General features: G+C 72.5%; 20 protein-coding genes and 1 riboswitch. Of the genes, 15 read left to right on the top strand and 5 right to left on the bottom strand.

Annotated features, from left to right (window positions below):
• Positions 1-77 precede the first annotated feature (77 nt).
• Both trpD and ACIOC0_RS26850 read left to right on the top strand, forming a co-directional pair.
• The gene (gene trpD / locus ACIOC0_RS26855; RefSeq protein ID WP_402158147.1) at positions 78-1,142 is read left to right on the top strand and encodes an anthranilate phosphoribosyltransferase; all 1,065 of its coding nucleotides are present in this window, start codon (positions 78-80) and stop codon (positions 1,140-1,142) included.
• 126 nt (positions 1,143-1,268) lie between these two features.
• Positions 1,269-1,385: riboswitch (SAM riboswitch) on the top strand.
• 164 nt (positions 1,386-1,549) lie between these two features.
• A complete protein-coding gene (locus ACIOC0_RS26850; RefSeq protein ID WP_402158145.1) occupies positions 1,550-2,926 on the top strand; it encodes an aminotransferase class V-fold PLP-dependent enzyme in 1,377 nt (458 codons plus the stop codon).
• Positions 2,927-3,037: 111 nt separating this feature from the next.
• On the opposite strand, the gene ACIOC0_RS26845 is transcribed toward ACIOC0_RS26850, so the two are convergent.
• Together ACIOC0_RS26845 and ACIOC0_RS26840 are read right to left on the bottom strand one after the other, a co-directional pair.
• Positions 3,038-3,319 carry an Lrp/AsnC family transcriptional regulator gene (locus ACIOC0_RS26845; RefSeq protein WP_130437162.1) on the bottom strand — a complete coding sequence of 94 codons (282 nt, stop codon included), beginning with the start codon at positions 3,317-3,319 and terminating at the stop codon, positions 3,038-3,040.
• Complete coding sequence (locus ACIOC0_RS26840) at positions 3,316-4,050, bottom strand: rhomboid family intramembrane serine protease (RefSeq protein WP_402158143.1); 735 nt, start codon at positions 4,048-4,050, stop codon at positions 3,316-3,318. The genes ACIOC0_RS26845 and ACIOC0_RS26840 overlap by 4 nt, the downstream gene beginning before the upstream one ends.
• A gap of 181 nt (positions 4,051-4,231) precedes the next feature.
• Between ACIOC0_RS26840 and ACIOC0_RS26835 the strand changes: the two genes are divergently transcribed.
• The 7 genes from ACIOC0_RS26835 (at position 4,232) to ACIOC0_RS26805 (ending at position 12,421) form a co-directional block, all read left to right on the top strand.
• Positions 4,232-4,471 carry a hypothetical protein gene (locus tag ACIOC0_RS26835; RefSeq protein ID WP_020939540.1) on the top strand — a complete coding sequence of 80 codons (240 nt, stop codon included), beginning with the start codon at positions 4,232-4,234 and terminating at the stop codon, positions 4,469-4,471.
• Between the two features lie 36 nt (positions 4,472-4,507).
• The gene (locus tag ACIOC0_RS26830) at positions 4,508-5,851 is read left to right on the top strand and encodes an NYN domain-containing protein (RefSeq protein WP_351334350.1); all 1,344 of its coding nucleotides are present in this window, start codon (positions 4,508-4,510) and stop codon (positions 5,849-5,851) included.
• Positions 5,852-6,061: 210 nt separating this feature from the next.
• Positions 6,062-7,096 (top strand): NlpC/P60 family protein, encoded by a 1,035-nt coding sequence (locus ACIOC0_RS26825; protein WP_130437166.1) that lies wholly within the window; start codon positions 6,062-6,064, stop codon positions 7,094-7,096.
• Between the two features lie 214 nt (positions 7,097-7,310).
• Positions 7,311-8,321, top strand: a complete 1,011-nt coding sequence (locus ACIOC0_RS26820) for an NlpC/P60 family protein (protein WP_402158142.1) — start codon at positions 7,311-7,313, stop codon at positions 8,319-8,321.
• A 47-nt stretch (positions 8,322-8,368) separates the two neighbouring features.
• On the top strand, positions 8,369-9,559 hold the full coding sequence (locus ACIOC0_RS26815) for a hypothetical protein (RefSeq protein WP_402158140.1): 1,191 nt from the start codon (positions 8,369-8,371) through the stop codon (positions 9,557-9,559).
• A 31-nt stretch (positions 9,560-9,590) separates the two neighbouring features.
• Positions 9,591-10,733 carry a glycosyltransferase family 4 protein gene (locus ACIOC0_RS26810; protein ID WP_402158139.1) on the top strand — a complete coding sequence of 381 codons (1,143 nt, stop codon included), beginning with the start codon at positions 9,591-9,593 and terminating at the stop codon, positions 10,731-10,733.
• Between the two features lie 101 nt (positions 10,734-10,834).
• Positions 10,835-12,421 (top strand): GMC oxidoreductase, encoded by a 1,587-nt coding sequence (locus tag ACIOC0_RS26805; RefSeq protein ID WP_402158137.1) that lies wholly within the window; start codon positions 10,835-10,837, stop codon positions 12,419-12,421.
• A 48-nt stretch (positions 12,422-12,469) separates the two neighbouring features.
• On the opposite strand, the gene ACIOC0_RS26800 is transcribed toward ACIOC0_RS26805, so the two are convergent.
• Positions 12,470-14,269, bottom strand: coding sequence for an AMP-dependent synthetase/ligase (locus ACIOC0_RS26800; RefSeq protein ID WP_402158135.1), 1,800 nt, complete (start codon positions 14,267-14,269; stop codon positions 12,470-12,472).
• A gap of 353 nt (positions 14,270-14,622) precedes the next feature.
• On the opposite strand from ACIOC0_RS26800, the gene ACIOC0_RS26795 reads away from it, so the two are divergent.
• The 6 genes from ACIOC0_RS26795 to ACIOC0_RS26770 all read left to right on the top strand — a co-directional run bounded on the left by ACIOC0_RS26795 (position 14,623) and on the right by ACIOC0_RS26770 (position 19,581).
• Positions 14,623-15,378 (top strand): metallophosphoesterase, encoded by a 756-nt coding sequence (locus ACIOC0_RS26795; RefSeq protein ID WP_402158225.1) that lies wholly within the window; start codon positions 14,623-14,625, stop codon positions 15,376-15,378.
• A gap of 93 nt (positions 15,379-15,471) precedes the next feature.
• The gene (locus ACIOC0_RS26790; protein WP_130437173.1) at positions 15,472-15,912 is read left to right on the top strand and encodes an SRPBCC family protein; all 441 of its coding nucleotides are present in this window, start codon (positions 15,472-15,474) and stop codon (positions 15,910-15,912) included.
• A gap of 103 nt (positions 15,913-16,015) precedes the next feature.
• Positions 16,016-17,182 carry an ArsA family ATPase gene (locus ACIOC0_RS26785; RefSeq protein ID WP_402158133.1) on the top strand — a complete coding sequence of 389 codons (1,167 nt, stop codon included), beginning with the start codon at positions 16,016-16,018 and terminating at the stop codon, positions 17,180-17,182.
• A gap of 56 nt (positions 17,183-17,238) precedes the next feature.
• On the top strand, positions 17,239-17,745 hold the full coding sequence (locus tag ACIOC0_RS26780; protein ID WP_402158131.1) for a DUF5304 domain-containing protein: 507 nt from the start codon (positions 17,239-17,241) through the stop codon (positions 17,743-17,745).
• Positions 17,746-17,798: 53 nt separating this feature from the next.
• Complete coding sequence (locus tag ACIOC0_RS26775) at positions 17,799-18,752, top strand: ROK family glucokinase (RefSeq protein WP_402158129.1); 954 nt, start codon at positions 17,799-17,801, stop codon at positions 18,750-18,752.
• 82 nt (positions 18,753-18,834) lie between these two features.
• Complete coding sequence (locus tag ACIOC0_RS26770; protein WP_402158127.1) at positions 18,835-19,581, top strand: endonuclease/exonuclease/phosphatase family protein; 747 nt, start codon at positions 18,835-18,837, stop codon at positions 19,579-19,581.
• A 52-nt stretch (positions 19,582-19,633) separates the two neighbouring features.
• Here the strand turns inward: ACIOC0_RS26770 and ACIOC0_RS26765 are convergent, their stop codons facing one another.
• Together ACIOC0_RS26765 and ACIOC0_RS26760 are read right to left on the bottom strand one after the other, a co-directional pair.
• Positions 19,634-20,326, bottom strand: coding sequence for a hypothetical protein (locus ACIOC0_RS26765; protein ID WP_402158125.1), 693 nt, complete (start codon positions 20,324-20,326; stop codon positions 19,634-19,636).
• Entirely contained in the window at positions 20,319-21,098 is a 780-nt protein-coding gene (locus tag ACIOC0_RS26760; protein WP_402158124.1) for an alpha/beta hydrolase, read from the bottom strand. Before ACIOC0_RS26760 ends, ACIOC0_RS26765 begins: the two co-directional genes overlap by 8 nt.
• Between the last annotated feature and the right edge of the window lie 144 nt (positions 21,099-21,242).

Raw genomic sequence — 21,242 nt, 5'->3', positions numbered from 1 at the left:
TTCGGACGGGGCCCTTCGGTTCCCCACGGCTGGATAGGGTGGGACCGCACTCTTCTACGACACCCAGGAGCGGCCCTATGAGCGCTGTGACCCCCGCTGGAGGCGACACCGCGGCGGGCCGCTCCTGGCCCGCTCTGCTGAACGGCCTGCTGGAGGGCCGCGACCTCTCCGCGGACGACACGGCCTGGGCGATGGACCTGATCATGCGCGGCGAGGCCACCGACGCGCAGATCGCCGGGTTCGCGGTGGCGCTGCGCGCCAAGGGCGAGACCGTCCAGGAGATCACCGGCCTCGTCCGGACGATGTACGCGCACGCCAACGTCATCGACGTGCCCGGGCGAACCGTCGACATCGTCGGCACCGGAGGCGACGGCGCGAAGACGGTGAACATCTCCACGATGTCGTCGATCGTCATCGCCGGCACCGGGGCGAAGGTCGTCAAGCACGGCAACCGGGCGGCGTCCTCCGCGTCCGGCGCCTCCGACGTCCTGGAGAAGCTCGGCGTCAATCTCGAACTGACCCCGCGGCGGGTGGCCGAGGTCGCCGAGGAGGCCGGGATCACCTTCTGCTTCGCGATCAAGTTCCACCCGGCGCTGCGTCATGTGGCGGCCGCGCGCGGCCAGTTGGGCATCCGCACCACCTTCAACGCCCTCGGCCCGCTGACCAACCCGGCCAGGGTGAAGGCGCAGGCGGTGGGCGTCGCCGACCCGCGGATGGCCCCGCTCATCGCGGGCGTCTTCGCCGAACGCGGCAACTCCTCACTGGTGTTCCGCGGCGACGACGGCTTCGACGAGCTGACCACGACGTCCACCTCCCGGGTCTGGGTCGTCCGCGACGGCAAGGTCACCGAGGAGACCTTCGACCCGCGGGACGTCGGCATCGAGCTGGTCGGGGTGGAGGCGCTGCGCGGCGCCGACCCCTCGTACAACGCGGAGGTCGCGCGCCGGCTGCTGGACGGCGAGACGGGCCCGGTCCGTGACGCCGTCCTGCTGAACTCCGCGGCGGCCCTGGTGGCGCTGGACCCGTCGGACGCGCCGCTCGCCGAGCAGCTCCGCGCCGGCATGGACAAGGCGGCGCAGTCCGTCGACTCCGGTGCGGCCAAGCGCGCGCTGGAGCGCTGGGTGGCCGCGAGCAACGCGTAGTGCCCCGGCAGGCAACGTTTGCCCCGTCGCGACGTTGCCTGCCGCGGCACTGGCCGGACGTGACGCGGTCCCGCGATCCGGACACGGGTTGCGGGACCGCGAACCCATCGCGTACGTTCCTTCGCAGGTCATGAGTGACAGTCATGAGGCCCCGGCCGACTGTCCGGCAACCCTCCGTCCGTGGCGGGGTGCCCCGGGTGAAGACCAGGCCGTGGGCAGCGAGGTCCGCGGCAAGCGCGGATCCCTCCTCCACCAGGGATCCTGGTCATCGAGGGAGCCTTCCGTGAGCAAGCGAATGCGATAGGGCCGCAGAGCCCCGCCTCCGCACACCCTTTTCATCCCTTTCCCGCGCTTGAGCCGTATCCGCTCGCGTGGTGAATCCGCCTGTCTCTCACGGGAGTCCCGCCATGTCCGTCTCCACCGCTGCCGTCGCCCCGTCGGTTTGTGCCCCGCTGCCCGTTCTGGGCGGGGACGTCACCGTCCCGCTCGTCACGGGCGGCGAAGTCGCCTACGCGGCGCTCGACTACGCGGCCAGCGCCCCCGCCCTCCAGCGCGTCTGGGACGACGTGGCGGCCTACGCGCCGTACTACGGCAGCGTCCACCGCGGCGCCGGCTACCTCTCCCAGCTCTCCACCGACCTGTTCGAGAACGCCCGCCGGACGGTCGCCGGGTTCCTCGACTGCCGCGCCGACGACCAGCTGGTCTTCACCCGCTCCACCACCGACTCCCTGAACCTGCTCGCCGCGGCCCTGCCCGCCGGCTGCCAGGTCTTCGTCTTCGAGACGGAGCACCACGCCTCGCTGCTGCCCTGGCGGGACGCCCGCGTCACCTACCTCGACGCCCCGCGCACCCCGGACCAGGCCGTCCAGACGCTGGAACGCGCCCTCGCCGCCCGTACTGTGTCGATTGAGGGGGGCCACGGCCCCGCCCTGGTCTGCGTCACCGGCGCCTCCAACGTCACCGGCGAGCTGTGGCCCGTACGGGAGCTGGCCGCCACCGCCCACGCGCACGGGGCCCGGATCGTCCTGGACGCCGCCCAGCTTGCTCCCCACCACCCGGTGTCCGTCCGTGACCTGGACGTCGACTGGGTCGCCTTCTCCGGCCACAAGCTGTACGCCCCGTTCGGCTCAGGCGTCCTGGCCGGCCGCGCCGACTGGCTCCGGGCCGCCGACCCCTACCTCGCAGGCGGCGGCGCCAGCCGCAAGGTCACCCGGCGCGAGGACGGGGGAGTGGACGTGGAGTGGCACGACAGCGCCGCCCGCCACGAGGCCGGCTCCCCGAACGTCATCGGCGCCTACTCCATCGCGTCGGCCTGCAAGGCCCTCACCGAGGCCGGCTTCGACACGCTGGTCGCCCGCGAGCGGCACCTGATCGCCGAGGTCCGCGAGGGCCTCGCGGACGTCCCCGAGGTCCGGATCCTCTCCCTCTTCGGCGACGACGCGCCGCGGGTCGGCGTGATCTCCTTCGTCGTCGAGGGCTGGAACAGCTCCCACTTCGCCGCCGCCCTCTCCGCCGAGTACGGCATCGGCGTCCGCGACGGTCTCTTCTGCGCGCACCCCCTGGTCCGCACCCTGCTGGGCACGGCCCCCGAGACCCAGGGCGAGTGCGGGGCCCCCGAGGCGGCGCCGGGCGAGAAGTCCCTCAACGCCATCAGGGTGAGCTTCGGCGCGGGCACCCCGGACGAGCACGTGAACCGCTTCGTCCACGCGGTGCGGGAACTGGTGACGCAGGGTGCGAAGTGGCGATACCGCACCGAGGACGGCCGCTGCGTCCCGGCGGTATGAGGCAGCCCACGTCAGGGGCAACGCCCCGGTGGCGCGGGGAACTGCGCGACCAGCCACCGCCGGCCGTCAGCCGCGCACGATCCACGCCCCGCGGACGCCTGCGCCAACGCTCTAAGAGTCCAGCCCGATGGCGAAAGCCGCCTCGAGATCATGCTGGGAATACGTGCGGAAAGCTACATGCGTATCCGTCCCGAGAACGCCGGGGATCTTGCTGATCCGCCCCGGGATCACCTCGGCGAGGTCGTCGTGCCTGCGCACCCGCACCATGGCGATCAGGTCGTACGTCCCGGTCACGGAGAACACCTCGCTCACGGACTCCAGCGAGGCGATCGACTCCGCGATCTCGGGAATCCGGTCCACGCTGGTCTTGATGAGGACGATCGCGGTGATCACGGCTGGTTCTCTCCCTCGGGGGACGGAGTCGGGGCGGGTTTCACTCTAGTGGGCACGTTGAACCGGGCCCACGCGTAGCCGAAGCCCAGGCCGAACCCCATCAGGTGCGCCAGGTACGCCACCCCGGACCCCGGCCCGGCCCGCCCCGCCGCCAGCCACTGCAGCGCCGCCCAGAAGGGCAGCACCACCCATGCGGGGAACCGCAGCGGCAGGAAGAACAGGAACGGCAGGAGACTGGTCACCCGCGCCCGGGGGAACAGGTACAGGAACCCGCCGAGGATCGCCGAGATCGCCCCGGACGCCCCCACCAGGGGCTGTCCGGAGCCGGCGTTGGCGGCGGCGTACCCCGACAGGGCCAGGTAGCCGCAGCCGAGGAAGAAGAGCGAGAACTGCACGCGGCCCATCCGGTGCTCGGTCATCGCCCCGAAGACGTAGAGGAAGAGCATGTTGCCCAGCAGGTGCACCCAGGTCCCGTGGACGAACAGGGCCGTGGCCGGGGTGAGGAGGGCGCGCGGGGAGACGTCGAACAGGTCGGCCGGGATCACGCCCCAGCGGCGGAAGTAGGCGCGCTGTGCGGCCGCGAGCTCCTCGCCGGAGCCGTACGCGGGATTGAGGCCGGAGGCGGGGCTGATCGCGAAGAGCACACAGCACAGCGCGATCGTTGTGTACGTCACCGGTGCGGCGGGGTGCCGGATCGCCCGGTCCAGAGCCCCGTTCCAGTCGCTGATCATGGACACAGAGCATGACGTAACGGGACGCACACCCCCGTACCGCCTCGCCGCCGTGGACGGATGGGCGGCGAGTACCCGCCAGGCCGTAGGGTTACGAGCCACACGCACTGGGTTCCCGCCGGGCCTCCGGCGGGTGCCCCACCAGCGGAAGACCGACACTAGAAGGAAGCGGACAGTCACGATGACGGTTCCCCTGCCGACCGCCACGACGCGGTGGCGCTGCACGCTGTGCGGCAATCTCACCCGGTTCGACGTGACGCGCTCGTCGAAGGTCGTCGAGTACGTTCACCTCGATCTGGCGGGTGAGCCGAACGTCGAGGAGCGCGAGGTGGTCAGTGAGACCATCGAGTCGGTGCGGTGCCGTTGGTGCAACGCCGTGGACCAGGTGGAACTCGTCGACAGGCCGGGCGCCGGCTCCTGAGGGAGCAGGGCCCGCACAGCTAGTGGGGTGTGACGGATGGTGGAGAGCGCAGGCGGGGGGCCGGGCGACGGCGCCGCTGAGGTGCTCGACCGTCCGCTGCCCGACGGCGTGCGCCGCCGGGTCGTGCAGATCGTCTCGGACGCCTTCGGTGGGCTGACCGTCGGTGAACTGCCCGCCCAGCTACGGCAGTACGCCCGGTTCGCCCCGAACCGCCGGGCCAAGTTCGCGGGGAACGCGATGGCGGCCGCGCTGGAGACGGACACGTTGTTCCGGCAGCGCATCGCCGAGAAGTTCAGAGAGGCGCAGCCGGAACTCGCCGGCGCCCTCGACTCCGGCTCGCCGCCCCCGGCCGCGGATCCGCTCGATGTGGCGGCCGCGGCCTACGTACTGCGGCCTGTCGACTGGGTGAAGCTGGTCACGGCGGCCGGCGAGGAGGCGCAGCGCGCGGACGCCGAACGGGCCGACGAGGAGAGCCGGGCGGAGCTGGAGCGGCTGCGGGAGGAACTCGCGCAGGCCCGTGAGCACACCCGGGCCGAGACCGAGCGGCTGCGCGTCGAGCTGGACGCGGTGAAGAAGGAAGCGGAATCGCTTCAGCGCAAGCTGCGTTCGGCCCTCAGCGACGTCAAGCGGGGTGAGGCGGCGCTGCGCAAGGCGCAGGAACAGGCCGAGGCCCAGCGGGCCGAGGGGCAGGCGCAGGTGTCCGCCGCGGAGAGCGAGTCACGGCGGCTGAAGGCCCGGCTCGGGGAGGCGGAGGCCGCCCTGGAGGCCGCGCGGCGGGCGGCGCGCGAGGGCCGCAGCGTCGAGGACATGCGGGTGCGGCTGCTGCTGGACACCGTGCTGGACGCGGCCCAAGGGCTGCGCAGGGAACTGGCGTTGCCGCCGGTGTCGGTCCGTCCGGCGCAGACCGTGGACGCGGTCGAACCGGGGCGGATGACCCCGAAGGACATCGCCGCGCGCGCCCTGTCGGAGAACGACCCGGCCATCCTCGACCAGTTGCTCGCGCTGCCGCAGGCCCATCTCGTGGTCGACGGCTACAACGTCACCAAGACCGGTTATCCGCAGATGCCGTTGGAGAAGCAGCGGCTGCGCCTGCTCGGCCAGCTCTCGCAACTCGCCGCGCAGACCGGCGCCGAGGTCACCTGTGTCTTCGACGGGGCCGAACTGGCCGCGCCGGTGCTGCTGGCGCCGCCGCGGGGGGTGCGGGTGCTGTTCTCCAAGCCGGGCGTCACAGCCGACGAGCTCATCCGCCAACTGGTGCGCGCCGAGCCGCCGGGCCGGCCGGTCATCGTCGCCTCGACCGACCGCGAGGTGGCCGACGGGGTCGCCAAGGCGGGGGCGCGGCCTGTCGCTTCTGCGGTACTCCTGAAGCGACTGACCTGAAAGTCAATGTAAAGGTTTAATGCCCGAATTGGCGCAATCATCACGCAACGTAGCGTCAACCAGGCATCACCGCACGTGGATTGAGGTCAAAAAATGCGGTGCGTAACCGAGATTTTTTGGCTCAGGATTTGAAGTGATCACGGGGAGGTCACTAGGGTCTGCCTTCGAACCTCCACACGAGTGATCACTCACAAGAAGGAGTCGTCCTCCGTGGCGTCCCACCGTCGACCCAAGCAGCCGAGCCGCGCACGCGTCACCGTGCTGACCACCGCCGCCGCTGCCGCTGTGGCCCTGAGCTCGCAGGCGGCCAACGCCGCGCCCAGTGAGAAGCCGACCAAGGACGAGGTCAAGGCCAAGGTCGACGCGCTCTACGAGCAGGCCGAGCAGGCCACGGAGAAGTTCAACGGGGCCAAGGAGAAGCAGGAGAAGCTCCAGAAGGAGATCTCCACCATCCAGGACAACGTGGCCCGCGGTCAGGACGAGCTCAACGGGCTCCGCGACAGCATAGGTCTCGCCGCGGCGGCCCAGTACCGCACCGGCTCCATCGACTCCTCCCTCCAGCTCTTCCTGTCGTCCGACCCGGACGACTACCTGGACAAGGCCTCCGCGGCCGACCAGCTCAGCGCCCAGCAGGTCGAGGCGCTGAAGAAGATCCAGGACAAGCAGCGCGAACTCGCCCAGGACCGCGCCGAGGCGTCCGAGAAGCTCAAGGACCTCGCCACCACGCGGACCGAACTGGGCAAGAAGAAGAAGGAAGTCCAGTCCAAGCTGGCCGAGGCGCAGAAGCTGCTCAACACGCTCTCCGCCAAGGAGAAGGCCGCGCTCGCCGCCGCCGACGCCCGCGCCAGCCGTGACGCCGGTGACCGCGTCGACCTCGGCAACACCGCCCCCGCCTCGGGCCGCGCCATGGCCGCCTTCCAGGCCGCGCAGAGCAAGATCGGCTCGCCGTACGTCTACGGCGCCACCGGCCCGTCCTCCTTCGACTGCTCGGGCCTGACCTCCTGGGCCTTCGCCCAGGCCGGCGTCAAGATCCCGCGCATCTCGCAGGACCAGGCCAACGCCGGCACCCGGATCTACTCCCAGTCCGACCTCAAGGTCGGCGACCTGGTCATCTTCTACGGCGACCAGCATCACGTCGGCTTCTACGCGGGCAACGGCCAGGTGCTGCACGCCCCGCGCACCGGCACCGTCGTGCGCTACGAGTCGATCGGCAACATGCCGTTCCAGTTCGGCGTCCGGATCTGAGCCGACCGGCCGGCCGCCGCCATCAAGATCACGACACCGTGCCGCCCGAACGGGCGAATCGCCACGACGTGAACTGACCCCGCACCCCGCCCATGACCTGCGTCATAGGCGGGGTGTCACGTTGTGTGCCCGCGAAGGTCTTTGGTGGGCCCCCGGTGGCGGGGCTACTGTCTGGCCCGTTCCTCGTCCGCCAGTGGAAGGAGCGCGGCTTCCCGTGGGGTCCCATCGCCGCCTTGCACCGTCCGGGTTCGACCGGGGCGCCCTCGGCGTCCTGTCCGTCGCGACCGCAGCCTTCGGCGCCCTCGCCGCCGTACCGGCCCCCGCCGCACCGCTCGACGACACCCGCGCCGAGGTCGACCGCCTCTACACGCAGGCGGAGAAGGCCACCGAGGCCTTCAACGAGGCGGCGGAGCGCACCGGGACGCTGCGCCGCCAGGTCGGCGAGTCCCAGGACCGGGTCGCCCGCCAGCAGGCACGCGTCAACGATCTGCGCGAGCGGCTCGGCGCGTTCGCCGGTGCCCAGTACCGCTCCGGAGGCCTCGACCCGGCCCTGGCGCTGCTGTTCTCCGACGACCCGGCCGACTACCTCGACCGGGCCTTGGCCCTCGACCGGATCACCCTCCACCAGGCGAGCGAACTCAAGGATCTCCAGGGCGCGTTGCGCGAACTCGCCCAGGAACGCGCCGAGGCCGTGCGCAGGCTCGGTGCACTGGACAAGAGCCGCAGGGCGGTCGCCGCGCACAAGCGGAGCGTCGAGCAGAAGCTCGCCAGGGCACGGCAGTTGCTGAACTCCCTGCCGTCCGCGGAGCGCGCCGCGTACGACAGGGCCTCCCGGTCCGGCCGCGGCCACCTGTCCGGCCCCGGCGGCGCGGCGGCCTCGGGCCGCGCGGCCGCCGCGCTGGCCGCCGCGCGTTCCGCGCTCGGCAAGCCGTACGTCTGGGGTGCCAACGGCCCCACCGGCTTCGACTGTTCGGGCCTCGTGCAGTGGTCCTACGCACAGGCCGGCCTCTCCCTCCCGCGCACCTCGCAGGCCCAGGCGCACGCCGGCCACCGCGTCCCCCTCTCCCAGGCCCGCCCCGGTGACATCGTCACGTACCGCTCCGACGCCAGCCACGTCGGCATGTACGTCGGCGACGGCCAGGTCATCCACGCCCCGTACCCGGGTGCCCCGGTCCGCTACGACCCGGTCGGGATGATGCCGGTGTCCTCGGTCACGCGACCCTGAAGCTTCGTGCGGCCGGGTGCCGGATCCGGCACCCGTACGATCGGGGGATGGCCGGGCAGAGGCGAATCCGCGGGGTGCGAACCGTCACCGTCCTGCTGCTCGCCCTCCTCGTGGGCTGCGGCGGGGCGCACCCGCCCGCGGACACCGCGCAGGACACCGCGCAGCGCCTGCTCGACCGCCGCGCGGCGGCCGTCCTGGCCCACGACGCCGACGCCTACGCCGCCACCGGCGAGCGCACCGGGTACGCCCGCCTGCGGTCCGTGCCGCTGGCCGCCTGGTCCTACCGGGTCACCTCGACCCGCCGTGACGGTGACTCCCTCATCGCCGAGGCCGAGCTCAGCTACCGCGTCGACGGCTACGACCGGGCCCCGGTGACCGCCGCACGCACCCTGCGCCTGGCCCGCGCCGCGGCCGGGACCTGGGCGGTGGCCTCGGAGCGGCCCGCGCCGAAGGCCGGCGCACAGTTGTGGGATCAGGGCACCGTGACCGTCGCCCGGGGCGCGCACAGCCTGGTCCTCGGCGTCGGCCGCACCGCCGGGCAGCTGCGGGCCTTCGCCGACCTGGCCGACCGCGCGGTCCCGGCGGTCTCGGCGGCCTGGGGCGAGGACTGGGCGCGGCACGTCGTCGTCCTCGTGCCGGGGTCGCTGGACGGCATGGCGGCGCTGCTCGGCTCGCCGGCCGCCTCCTACCGGGGAATCGCCGCCGTCACCACGGGCGAGACCGGCGGCGCGCCCCGGGCCCCCGCGGACCGGATCATCGTCAACCCCGACGCCTACGGCCTCCTCGGGCCCGTGGGCCGGCAGGTCGTGCTCACCCACGAGACCGCGCACGTCGCCACCCGGGCCCACACCGGCCCGTCGACCCCGCTGTGGCTGTCCGAGGGGTACGCGGACTGGGTCGGCTACCGCGGCACCGGCCGCACCCCGTCCCAGGTGGCCCCCGAACTGCAGAAGGCGGTCACCGACGGCCGCACCCCGACGGCCCTGCCCGCCGACGAGGACTTCGCCTTCGCCGGGGACGCGACCCGGCTGGCCCGCGCCTACGAGTCCGGCTGGCTGGCCTGCCGCCTGATCGCCGCCCACTGGGGCGAGGCCCGCCTCGACGCCTTCTACCGCGCCGTCGGAGCCCACCCCCGGCGCACGGACGCACTGGAACACGCAATGAAGTCCACCCTGAGCACCACCCCCGAGGCCTTCACCGCGACCTGGCGAACCTACGCGGAGGAGCAGCTCGGCTGAACCGGCCGGCGGTTGGATAGGGTCGGCGGCGATGGACAAGACCCTGATCGTGACGAACGACTTTCCACCCCGGCCGGGGGGGATCCAGGCGTTCCTGCACAACATGGCGCTCCGTCTCGACCCCGAGCGGATCGTCGTCTACGCGTCCACCTGGAAGCGGGGCCGGGAGGGCGTCGAGGCGACGGCCGCCTTCGACGCCGAGCAGCCCTTCACCGTCGTCCGCGACGCGACGACGATGCTGCTGCCCACGCCCGCCGCGACCCGGCGGGCCGTCGGGCTGCTGCGGGAGCACGGGTGCACCTCGGTGTGGTTCGGGGCGGCCGCGCCGCTCGGGCTGATGGCGCCCGCGCTGCGCCGGGCCGGGGCGCGCCGGCTGGTCGCCACCACGCACGGCCACGAGGCCGGCTGGGCCCAGCTGCCGGCCGCGCGGCAGCTGCTCGGGCGGATCGGGGACACCACCGACACGATCACCTATCTGGGGGAGTACACGCGCTCGCGGATCGCGACCGCGCTGAGCGCCGGCGCCGCCGCACGCATGGTGCAGCTGCCGCCGGGCGTCGACGAGAAGACCTTCCACCCCGGCTCCGGCGGCGACGAGGTGCGGGCGCGTCTCGGCCTCTCCGAACGGCCGGTCGTCGTCTGCGTCTCCCGTCTCGTCCCGCGCAAGGGACAGGACACGCTGATCCGGGCGCTGCCCCGGATCCTGGCCGCCGAGCCCGAGACGGTGCTGCTGATCGTCGGCGGCGGACCGTACGAGAAGGACCTGCGCCGGCTGGCGCACGAGCGGGGCGTCGCCGGCTCGGTGCGCTTCACCGGTTCGGTGCCCTGGTCGGAGCTGCCCGCCCACTACGGCGCCGGCGACGTCTTCGCCATGCCGTGCCGCACCCGCCGCGGCGGACTCGACGTGGAGGGCCTCGGCATCGTCTACCTGGAGGCGTCCGCGACCGGGCTGCCCGTGGTCGCCGGCGACTCCGGCGGCGCGCCCGACGCCGTCCTCGACGGGGAGACCGGCTGGGTCGTCCGCGGCGACTCCCCCGAGGACGCCGCCGACCGGATCGTCCCCCTCCTCGCCGACGAGGAGCTGCGCCGCAGGATGGGCGAGCGCGGCCGGCGCTGGGTCGAGGAGAAGTGGCGCTGGGACCTGCTGGCGGATCGGCTGAAAGACCTGTTGTAGAACCGGCGCGACCTCTGGCGGTATGCGAAGAAACCGCCCATGCTGCCCACATGACACCAAAACTGATTCAACGTCAGCTGACGAGACGTCAAATCCTTGGAATGGCCGCCCTTCAGACGGCGGCCACCCTCGGATTCACCCGTGTAGGCCTCACCTCCGCCCACTCCGCCGAGCCCGACGCGGTCGACTCCGCGCCCGCCATCGTGGTCGGCTCCGGCTACGGCGCCGCCGTGGCCGCCCTCCGTCTCGGCCAGGCCGGCATCCGCACCCTCGTCCTGGAGATGGGCCGCCTGTGGAACACCGCCGGCCCCGACGGCAAGGTCTTCTGCTCCACCATCGCCCCCGACCAGCGCTCCATGTGGTTCCGCACCCGCACCGAGGCCCCGCTCGCCAGCTTCCTCTGGCTGGACGTCGTCAACAAGGACATCAGCGCCTACCCCGGCGTCCTGGACCGCGTGCACTTCGCGAACATGTCCGTGTACGTCGGACGCGGTGTCGGCGGCGGCTCGCTCGTCAACGGCGGGATGGCGGTCACCCCGCTACGGTCCTACTTCGCCGAGCAGTTCCCGACGGTCGACGTCAACGAGATGTACAGCACCTACTTCCCGCGGGCTCGTTCGATGCTCGGCGTCAACGCGGTCGACCCGGCCTGGTTCGAGTCCACCGACTGGTACCGGTTCACCCGGGTCTCCCGCAAGCACGCCCAGAACGCCGGCCTGAAGACCGCCTTCGTGCCCAACGTCTACGACTTCGGCTACATGCGGCGCGAGGCGGACGGCACGGCCACGAAGTCGGCGCTCGGCGGAGAGGTCATCTACGGCAACAACCAGGGCAAGCGCAGCCTCGACAAGACGTACATAGCCGCCGCGCTCGGCACCGGCAACGTCACCGTGCACACCCTGGAGAAGGTCCGCGCGGTCAGCCGCGCCGCCGACGGGACGTACGTCCTGACCGCCGACCGCATCGACGTGACCGGGAAGGTCGTGGAGACCAAGCAGTACGGCTGCACCTACCTCTTCCTCGGCGGCGGCAGCGTCGGCACCAGCGAACTCCTCGTGCGCGCACGGGAGACGGGCACGCTGCCCGCGCTCGACGCGAGCGTCGGGGCCGGCTGGGGAACCAACGGCAACGTGATGCTGGGGCGGGCCAACCACCTGTGGGACACCGTCGGCGCCAACCAGTCGACCATGCCGGTCATGGGCATCGACGACTGGGCCAACACCGCCAACCCCGTCTTCGCGGAGATCGCCCCGCTGCCCACGGGCCTGGAGCACTGGGTCAGCCTCTACCTGGCGATCACCAAGAACCCCCAGCGCGCCGCGTTCACGTACGACAGCGCCTCGGGCGGTGTGAAACTGGGCTGGTCGGCGGCGCAGAGCGCCGTCTCGGTCGGCATGGCGAAGAAACTGTTCGACCGGATCAACTCGGCGAACTCCACCATCTACCGCTACGACCTGTTCAGCTCACCGAGCAAGGTCTTCGCCGACGACTTCACCTACCACCCCCTGGGCGGCTGCGTGCTGGGGAAGGCGACCGACGACTACGGCCGGGTGAAGGGGTATTCGAAGCTCTACGTCACCGACGGCTCGCTCGTGCCCGGGTCGATCGGGGTGAACCCGTTCGTCACCATCACCGCGCTCGCCGAACGCACGATGGCGCGGGTCCTCGCCGAGGACACCGCGCCATGACCCGCCCCCCGAGCGTCTGATGACATTCCGTCAGGAGAGCTGGGCGGGCTACTGCTTGGCGTAGATCGCCTCGATCTCCGCCGCGTAGTCCTTCGCCACGACGTTGCGCTTGAGCTTCAGCGACGGGGTGAGGTGGCCCGAGTCCTCCGTGAACTGGGAGGGGAGAATGCGGAACTTCCGCACCGATTCCGCCTTCGACACCGCGGCGTTGCCGTCGTCGATCGCCGTCTGGACCGCGGCCAGCAGGTCCGCGTCCTCGCACAGCGACGCCGCGGTGGACCCGGCCGGCTTGCCGTGGTCGGCGGCCCAGCGGTCCAGGAACTCCTGGTCGAGGGTGACCAGCGCGCCCACGAACGGCCGCCCGTCGCCCACCACCATGCACTCCGCGACCAGCGCGTGCGCCCGGATGCGGTCCTCGATCACGGCCGGGGCGACGTTCTTGCCGCCCGCGGTGACGATGATCTCCTTCTTGCGACCGGTGATGCTGAGGTAGCCGTCCTCGTCCAGGGTGCCGATGTCACCGGTGTGGAACCAGCCGTCGGCCAGCGCCTCCGCCGTCGCCCCGGGGTTGTTCCAGTACTCCTTGAACAGGTGCTCGCCGTGCAGCAGCACCTCGCCGTCGTCGGCGATGCGCACCACCGAGCCCGGCAGCGGCTGCCCGACCGTGCCGATCTTCTGCCGGTCCCAGGGGTTGAACGCGGTCGCCGCACACGACTCCGTCAGGCCGTAGCCCTCCAGGACGGTGAAGCCGATGCCGCGGAAGAAGTGGCCGAGACGCTCGCCCAGCGGCGCGCCACCGGAGATCGCGTACTCGCCGCGGCCGCCCAGCACCGCGCGCAGCTTGCTGTAGACCAGCCGGTCGAAGACCTTGTGCTTGATCCGCAGGCCGATCGACGGACCCGAGGGCAGGTCCATCGCCCGGCTGTACGCGATCGCGGTGTCCGCCGCCTTGTCGAAGATCGCGCCCTTGCCGTCCGCCTGCGCCTTCGCCCGCGCCGAGTTGTAGACCTTCTCGAAGACGCGCGGCACGCCCAGGATCAACGTCGGCCGGAAGGAGGCCAGTTCGTCGGTGAGGTTCTTGATGTCCGGGACGGTGCCCAGTTTGATCGGCGCCATCATCGGGGCGATCTGCACCAGCCGGCCGAAGACGTGCGCGAGGGGGAGGAAGAGCAGCACGCTGCACTCGCCGGTGCGGAACAGCGGCCGCAGCCGCTCCACGATGTTGCCGCACTCGGCGAAGAAGCTGCGGTGGCTCAGGACACAGCCCTTGGGGCGCCCGGTCGTGCCCGAGGTGTAGACGATGGTGGCCGGATCGTCGGCCTTGGCGAGCGAGCTGCGCTCCTCGACCGCCGCGTCGGGGACGTCCCTCCCGAGCTGCCCGAGCTCCTCCACGCCCCCCTTCTCGATCTGCCAGACGTGCTTGAGGGCGGGCAGCGTGTCCCGCACCGACTCCACGGCGGCGGCGTGCGCGTCCAGCTCCACCACGACCGCGGTGGCGCCCGAGTCGGAGAGGATCCAGCCCACCTGCTCCGGCGAGCTGGTCTCGTACACCGGCACAGTGACCGCGCCCGCGCACCAGATGGCGAAGTCGAGCAGCGTCCACTCGTAGCGGGTGCGCGACATCAGGCCGACCCGGTCGCCCGGCTGGACGCCGGCGGCGATGAGGCCCTTCGCCGCGGCGTGCACCTCGGCCAGGAAGGCCGTGGCCGACACGTCCTGCCAGACGCCGCCCGCCTTGCGGGCGATGACGGCGACGTCAGGGTGCTGCGCGGCGTTTCTGCGGACGATGTCGGTCAGATTGCCGTCCGCGGGGACCTCGTACAAAGCCGGAAGGCTGAACTCGCGCAAGACTGCTGCTCCTCATAGGGCGCCGGCGCCACGACGTTGTGCGATGCGACGGTGCGGTCCAAGGCTCGGGCAGTGCCCAGGTCCGCCGACGGGCGGGGACCCGTTGGCCGAAACCTGAGCACGGCTGGACGGCCCGGACGTTACCCGCCGGTATGGCTTCTTTGACAGGGGGGCCCGGCGAGATGTTCGCTGCGTCACACAGATTGGTGTTTCCTCGCGCACAGTAGTCCACCGCTTTACTAACTGGCCAGTAACCGGTATTCCGGCCGCCACTGTTCACGGGTGCGCCGCGCCTTCTACCCTTGATCGCCATGGCACCCACACCGTCCGGCAGCGGCAGGACACGCATCCACGTGGTCAGCGACGTGCACGGCAACGCGCGCGACCTGGCCCGCGCTGGGGAGGGCGCGGACGCCCTGATCTGCCTCGGCGACCTGGTGCTCTTCCTGGACTACGCCGACCACTCCCGCGGGATCTTCCCCGACCTCTTCGGCGTGGAGAACGCCGACCGGCTCGTCGAACTGCGCACCGCCCGCCGCTTCGAGGAGGCGCGGGAGCTCGGGGCGCGGCTGTGGGCGGGCGTCGGCGAGGACCGGGCCGCGGTGATCGAACGAGGGGTGCGCAAGCAGTACGCCGAGATGTTCGCGGCGTTCCCCACCCCGACGTACGCGACCTACGGCAACGTCGACATCCCCCGGCTGTGGCCCGAGTTCGCCGGCGAGGGGACGACGGTGCTGGACGGGCAGCGGGTGGAGATAGGCGGCTGGGTCTTCGGCTTCGTGGGCGGGGGCCTGAGAACGCCCATGCGCACCCCGTACGAGATCGGCGACGAGGAGTATGCGGCGAAGATCGAGGCCGTCGGCGAGGTCGACGTGCTGTGCACTCACATCCCCCCGGAGGTGCCCGACCTCGTCTACGACACCGTCGCGCGCCGTTTCGAGCGGGGCAGCCGGGCGCTGCTGGACGCCATCCGCAGAACCCGCCCCCGGTACGCCCTCTTCGGCCACGTCCACCAGCCGCTGGCGCGCCGGATGCGGATCGGGCCCACCGAGTGCGTCAACGTGGGGCACTTCGCCGGTGCCGGAAAGCCGTGGGCGCTGGAGTTCTGACGGGGCGGTACGAGGGTGGGGTGACAACGGCGCGGCGCACGCGCGGTAGCCTTCACGCTGCACACACGGACCGCGTCTGGAGGAGCCGGGGCGATGGCGGAGCACACCAGTTCGAGCATCACGATCGAGGCGGCGCCGGCCGAGGTCATGGGAGTGATCGCCGACTTCGCCCGCTACCCCGAGTGGACCGGCGAGGTGAAGGAGGCCGAGGTGCTCGCCTCCGACGCGCAGGGGCGCGCCGAGCAGGTCCGCCTCGTCATGGACGCCGGCGCGATCAAGGACGACCAGGTCCTCGCGTACACCTGGACCGGCGAGCACGAGGTGTCGTGGACGCTGGTGAAGTCCCAGATGCTGCGCTCCCTCGACGGCTCGTACCTGCTCAAGCCGGCCGGCGCGGGGGCGACCGAGGTGACGTACGTCCTCACCGTGGACGTCAAGATCCCCATGCTGGGGATGATCAAGCGCAAGGCCGAGAAGGTCATCATCGACCGGGCCCTGGCCGGCCTGAAGAAGCGGGTCGAGTCCGGCAAGTAGCGGGCCTCCCCGGCCGCGTCGGCCCACCGGGCCGATCCGGCCGGCCCCGCCCGGTTCACCGGCCGCCCGGGAGGAAGCTGATCGTCCGTTACCGTTCAGCCTCATGCGCACCCTCCTGATCACCGGCCCGGGCGGCAGCGGACGCACCACCGTCGCCGCCGCCACCGCGCTGAAGGCGGCCGGCCGCGGCGCCGAGGTCCTGGTCCTGAGCGCCGACCGCGCAGACACCCTGGGCGCCGCCCTCGGCGCGCCGACAGGAGCCGCGCCGACCCGGATCAACCCCCACCTCACCGCCTGGCGCCCCGACGCGGCCGCCGGCTTCCGGGACGACCTCGCCGCCTTCCAGGACCGCGCCTCCACCGTCCTCGACCTGCTCGGCGCCTCCCGCCTCGACCCCGAGGAGGTCACCCCCCTCCCCGGCGCCGAGGAGCTCACCCTCCTGCGCGCCCTGCGCGACGCCGCCCTCGCCGAGACCCACGACCTCCTCGTCGTCGACCTCCCGCCCACCCCGCAGGCCCTCGCGCTCCTCGCCCTCCCGGAGGAACTGCGCCGCTACCTCCGCCGCCTGCTCCCCCCGGAACGCCAGGCAGCCCGCGCCCTGCGCCCCGTCCTCGGCCGCCTCGCCGGCGTCCCCATGCCCGCCGAGTGGCTGTACGAGACGACCGCCCGCTGGGACCTGGAACTGGCCGCCGTCCAGGCCGTCCTCGCCGACCGCGGCACCTCCGTGCGCCTGGTCGCCGAGCCCGGACCGGCCGGCGAGGACGCCGTGCGCGACGCCCGCCTCGGCCTCGCCCTGCGCGCACTGCCCGTCGAGTCCCTCGTCGCCAACCGCGTCCTGCCCGAGGAGGCGGCGGACGGCGGCGGCCCCCTCGCCCGGCTCGTCTCCCAGCAGCGCAAGACCCTCGTGGACTGGGGTGAGGCCCGCCCCGTCGCCCACCTCGGCCACGACCCGCGCGGCGAGGACGACCTCACCGCGCTCGCCGTCCCCGACGTCAACGCGGGCGTCCCCCCGGTCCAGTGGCCCGTCGCCGACCGGGTCGCACAGGACGGCGTCCTCGTCTGGCACATCCCCCTGCCCGGCGCCATACGCGACGATCTCGACCTCGTCCGGCGCGGCGACGAACTCGTCGTCACCGTCGGCCCGTTCCGCCGGATCGTGCCGCTGCCGTCCGCGCTGCGCCGCTGCACCGTCGACGGGGCCGCCCTGCGCGACGGCGAACTGCGCGTCCGGTTCGCGCCGGACCCCGGGCTGTGGCCGTCGGCACGGTGAGCGGCATACCGCCGTTCGGGTAACGTCGTAGGGACGAACCGTAGTCAGGAGCCGTCATGAGCGAAGAGCGCCCCACAGGCGACGCCGGCGACGAGGGCTCGGGACGGACGCGCGCCACCGACGCCGACGCCTGGGCCACCGCCTGCGCCGAGGACCTCGCCGAGGAACGGGCCCGCCGCCGGGCCCAGCACGGCCCGCCGCCCGGCTCGGCCGCCGAGGAGCTGCGCAAGCTCGTCGAATCGGTCGCCGACCGGCTCTCCGGGCTCCAGTCCCCGCTGCTCGGCGCGGTCGCCGGACCCGCCGCCCAGCAGGTCGTGCGCCAGGTCGTCCAGCAGGCCAAGGCCGCGGTCGAACCCGTCATCGAGCGCAACCCGGACGTCTTCGACCACCTCGCCGCGGCCGGCGGTGAACTGCTCGCCGCCTACCGCTCCGCCGTCCAGCACCAGGAGCAGCGCTGGACGGCCCGGACGAGCGATCCGAGCCGCCCCTATGACGGCCCCGGCACCCCCCGCGGCGACGGCGGTGACGACCCCGGCCCGACCCAGCGCATCGACTTGGACTGACCCCACTCGGGTACGGTGGGCCGTAGCGGGGCTCGACCGAAACTGAGGGATTCATGGGACTCACCATCGGCGTCGACATCGGCGGCACGAAGATCGCGGCCGGCGTGGTCGACGAGGAAGGCAACATCCTCTCGACCTTCAAGGTGCCGACCCCCTCCACGCCGGAGGCCATCGTGGACGCCATCGCGTCGGCGGTGGAGGGCGCGCGCGCCGGTCACGAGATCGTCGGCGTGGGCATCGGAGCGGCCGGCTACGTCAACCGGCAGCGCTCCACCGTCTACTTCGCCCCCAACATCGACTGGCGCAACGAACCGCTGAAGGACAAGGTCGAAGCACGCGTCGGTCTCCCGGTCGTCGTCGAGAACGACGCCAACGCGGCCGCCTGGGGCGAGTACAAGTTCGGCGCGGGCAAGGGCCACCGCAACGTCATCTGCATCACGCTCGGCACCGGCCTCGGCGGCGGCATCATCATCGGCAACAAGCTGCGCCGCGGCCACTTCGGCGTGGCCGCCGAGTTCGGCCACATCCGCATGGTGCCCGACGGCCTCATGTGCGGCTGCGGCTCACAGGGCTGCTGGGAGCAGTACGCCTCCGGCCGCGCCCTCGTGCGGTACGCCAAGCAGCGCGCCAACGCCACCCCCGAGCGTGCCGAGGTCCTGCTCGGCCTCGGCGACGGGACGCCCGACGGCATCGAGGGCAAGCACATCTCCATGGCCGCCCGCCAGGGCGACCTGGTCGCCGTCGACTCCTACCGCGAGCTGGCCCGCTGGGCCGGCGCCGGTCTCGCCGACCTCGCCTCCCTCTTCGACCCGTCCGCGTTCATCGTCGGCGGCGGCCTCTCCGACGAGGGCGACCTCGTCCTGGACCCGATCCGCAAGTCGTACCGGCGCTGGCTGGTCGGCGGCAACTGGCGCCCCGTCGCCGAAGTGATCGCGGCCCGGCTCGGCAACGAGGCGGGCCTGGTCGGCGCAGCGGACCTGGCCCGCGAACCCGACCCGGTCATGTAGCGGACCCCGCCGCGGGAAGGGGCGCGGGGCGTGCGGACGCGCACGCCTCGCGCCCTCGCTCGTCGGGCGTAGATTGTCCTGTATGACGCAGCTCCCCAACTCGTGCACGGAGCCCGACGGTTCGCCCATCATCCGCGTCCTCTCCTACAACATCCGCTCGATGCGGGACGACACCGACGCCCTCGCCCGCGTCATCACCGCCTGCGCCCCCGACCTGGTCCTCGTACAGGAAGCCCCGATCTTCTTCCGCTGGCGCAAGCAGCTGGCCCGCCTCGCCTCGGCCACCGATCTGGTGATCCTCACCGGCGGCGGCACGGCCGCGGGCCCCGCCGTGCTCTGCTCGCTGCGGGCCACCGTCGAGCACACCGAGGACGTGCTGCTGCCCCGCACCCCCGGCCGTCACCGCCGGGGCTTCGCCACCGCCGTGGTCCGCTTCGCGGGCGCCCGGCTCGGCGTCATCGGCTGCCACCTGAGCCTGCACGAGGACGAGCGGTACGAGCAGGGCGGGATGCTCCTCGACCGGCTCGCCGGGATGGGCGTGGAGCACGCCGTCGCAGGCGGCGACCTCAACGAGCGGCCCGGCGGTCCCACGTTCCGGCGTCTGGCCGGCACCCTGCTCGACTGCCGGGCCACCGCCCCCTGGGGCGCCGAGCTCACCTTCCCCGCGGCCGCCCCCGACCGCCGTATCGACGCCGTCTTCGCGACGAAGGGGATCGAGGTGCTCGGCTGCGGGGTGCCCGTCGGACTGCCCGGGATCAGCGAGGCCGACCTGCGGGCCGCCACGGACCACCTCCCGGTCCTGGCGGCGCTCCGCGTGCCCGCCGCATGACGCCAGGGCCTTTCAGGACCTGACGGCCGCCCCGGTTTCGCGGCCGCGCCGGTCAGACGACCGCGCCCCGCCCGGGGTCGCCGTCGTCCTCGTCGTCGCCCGGGTTCATCCGCATGACCAGCGTCGCGAAGCCGCCCAGGAAGCCGCCGACGCAGACCGTCGTCAGCCACCACGTCATCTCCCAGCCCAGCAGCACCGCCACCAGGAGCAGCACCGGGCCGCCGAGCACGCCGAGCCAGGCGAACCTGGCCGTGGTGTCCGCGGTCGGCAGGGGCGGCGGTTCGGGCGGCACGAAGTGGCCCTCGTCGTCCTCGTCGAAGTCCGCGTCGGAGGGCTCGGACAGCGAGTAGTCGCGCGGGCCGACGCCGGGCGCGAAGGAGATGGAGCTGCCCAGCGGCTTGGCCGGCCCGCCGCCGGCGCCGTCACCGGAGCCGGCGGCGGGACCGGGGTCCGCGCCCTTCTGCGGGCCCGCGCCCGCTTCCGGGGGCGCGCCCGGGTCGGTGACGGGCGCGCCGGGGTCGGCGACGGAGACCGGCCCCGCCTTGGGGCCCGTACCGGCACCCGCACCCGACCCGTCGTCGTTGGGCTCCGCCTCCAGCAGCGCCAGATCCTCGATCGGCTTGAACGGCTTCGCGCCCGGCGGGTCCGCCGGCTCCTCGCCGTAGCCCGCGACGATCGCCGCCCACGCGGCCTCCTCGTCGAAGGGCACGTCCTGCTCCCCGCGGTCGGAGTCGTGCTCAGCCACCTGCCGTCGTCCCTTCCTTGCCGACACTGGGTGCGAGCCGGCCGATGAACGCGAGACTCTCCTCGAAGATCCGGTCCGCGTCGTGGTCCAACGTCGCCACGTGACAACTCTGTTCCAACAGGACCTCCGTCACGTCCCTCGACGACACCCGGCCCAGGATCCGGACCGCGTCGGCGGCCGGCACCACATGGTCGCGCGCGCTGCGCAGGAGCAGCAGCGGCTGCGTGACCTGCGGCAGTTCGCCGTCGAGCCGCCGCAGGAAGGTCCGCAGGGAGTGCGCGGCGTGCAGCGGCACCCGGTGGTAACCGGTCTCCTCGACGCCCTCTTTCGCGATGTCGCTCACGATCCCCTTCGTCGTCCGCACCAGGTGCCGGGCCACCGGCAGGGCGTACGCGGACAGACCGTGCACCCGGTTCGCCGGGTTGACGACGATCACGCCCTCCACGCCCTCGCCGTGCTTGGCCGCGAGCCGCAGCGCCAGCGCGCCGCCCATGGACAGTCCGGCCACGAACACGCGCGTGCAGCTCTCGCGCAGGATGTGCAGCTCGCGGTCCACCGTCGCGTACCAGTCGGGCCAGCCGGTGAGGACCATGTCCTCCCAGCGCGTCCCGTGTCCCGGCAGCAGCGGCAGCGAGACGGTCAGACCGTGCCCGGCGAGCTGCCGCGCCCAGGGGCGCAGCGACTGCGGGGAACCGGTGAAGCCGTGGCAGAGGAGGACCCCGACCTCCCCGCCGGCATGGCGGTACGGCTCGGCTCCAGGAAGGACCGGCACCTTCGGTCTCCTGTCTTCTGTCTTCGTGTGAGGTTCACCGTACGCGACCGCACTGACACCGACCAGGGCCGTCGGATCCTTCTCGGCCGCTCCGGGTTAAGGTCTGATCTACACACACAGGAGGCACTCGGTTGTTGTACGGCG

The organism is Streptomyces sp. NPDC088254, from assembly GCF_044740925.1.
GTDB lineage: Bacteria > Actinomycetota > Actinomycetes > Streptomycetales > Streptomycetaceae > Streptomyces.
This window is presented reverse-complemented; position numbering and strand designations above follow the sequence as displayed.

What these genes read in the sequence shown, in the direction of transcription:
- trpD (WP_402158147.1), top strand. Translation starts at nt 78, where the DNA reads ATGAGCGCTGTGACCCCCGCTGGAGGCGACACCGCGGCGGGCCGCTCC.
- ACIOC0_RS26850 (WP_402158145.1), top strand. Translation starts at nt 1,550, where the DNA reads ATGTCCGTCTCCACCGCTGCCGTCGCCCCGTCGGTTTGTGCCCCGCTG.
- ACIOC0_RS26840 (WP_402158143.1), bottom strand. Translation starts at nt 4,050, where the DNA reads ATGATCAGCGACTGGAACGGGGCTCTGGACCGGGCGATCCGGCACCCC.
- ACIOC0_RS26835 (WP_020939540.1), top strand. Translation starts at nt 4,232, where the DNA reads ATGACGGTTCCCCTGCCGACCGCCACGACGCGGTGGCGCTGCACGCTG.
- ACIOC0_RS26830 (WP_351334350.1), top strand. Translation starts at nt 4,508, where the DNA reads ATGGTGGAGAGCGCAGGCGGGGGGCCGGGCGACGGCGCCGCTGAGGTG.
- ACIOC0_RS26815 (WP_402158140.1), top strand. Translation starts at nt 8,369, where the DNA reads ATGGCCGGGCAGAGGCGAATCCGCGGGGTGCGAACCGTCACCGTCCTG.
- ACIOC0_RS26810 (WP_402158139.1), top strand. Translation starts at nt 9,591, where the DNA reads ATGGACAAGACCCTGATCGTGACGAACGACTTTCCACCCCGGCCGGGG.
- ACIOC0_RS26805 (WP_402158137.1), top strand. Translation starts at nt 10,835, where the DNA reads ATGGCCGCCCTTCAGACGGCGGCCACCCTCGGATTCACCCGTGTAGGC.
- ACIOC0_RS26790 (WP_130437173.1), top strand. Translation starts at nt 15,472, where the DNA reads ATGGCGGAGCACACCAGTTCGAGCATCACGATCGAGGCGGCGCCGGCC.
- ACIOC0_RS26785 (WP_402158133.1), top strand. Translation starts at nt 16,016, where the DNA reads ATGCGCACCCTCCTGATCACCGGCCCGGGCGGCAGCGGACGCACCACC.
- ACIOC0_RS26780 (WP_402158131.1), top strand. Translation starts at nt 17,239, where the DNA reads ATGAGCGAAGAGCGCCCCACAGGCGACGCCGGCGACGAGGGCTCGGGA.
- ACIOC0_RS26775 (WP_402158129.1), top strand. Translation starts at nt 17,799, where the DNA reads ATGGGACTCACCATCGGCGTCGACATCGGCGGCACGAAGATCGCGGCC.
- ACIOC0_RS26770 (WP_402158127.1), top strand. Translation starts at nt 18,835, where the DNA reads ATGACGCAGCTCCCCAACTCGTGCACGGAGCCCGACGGTTCGCCCATC.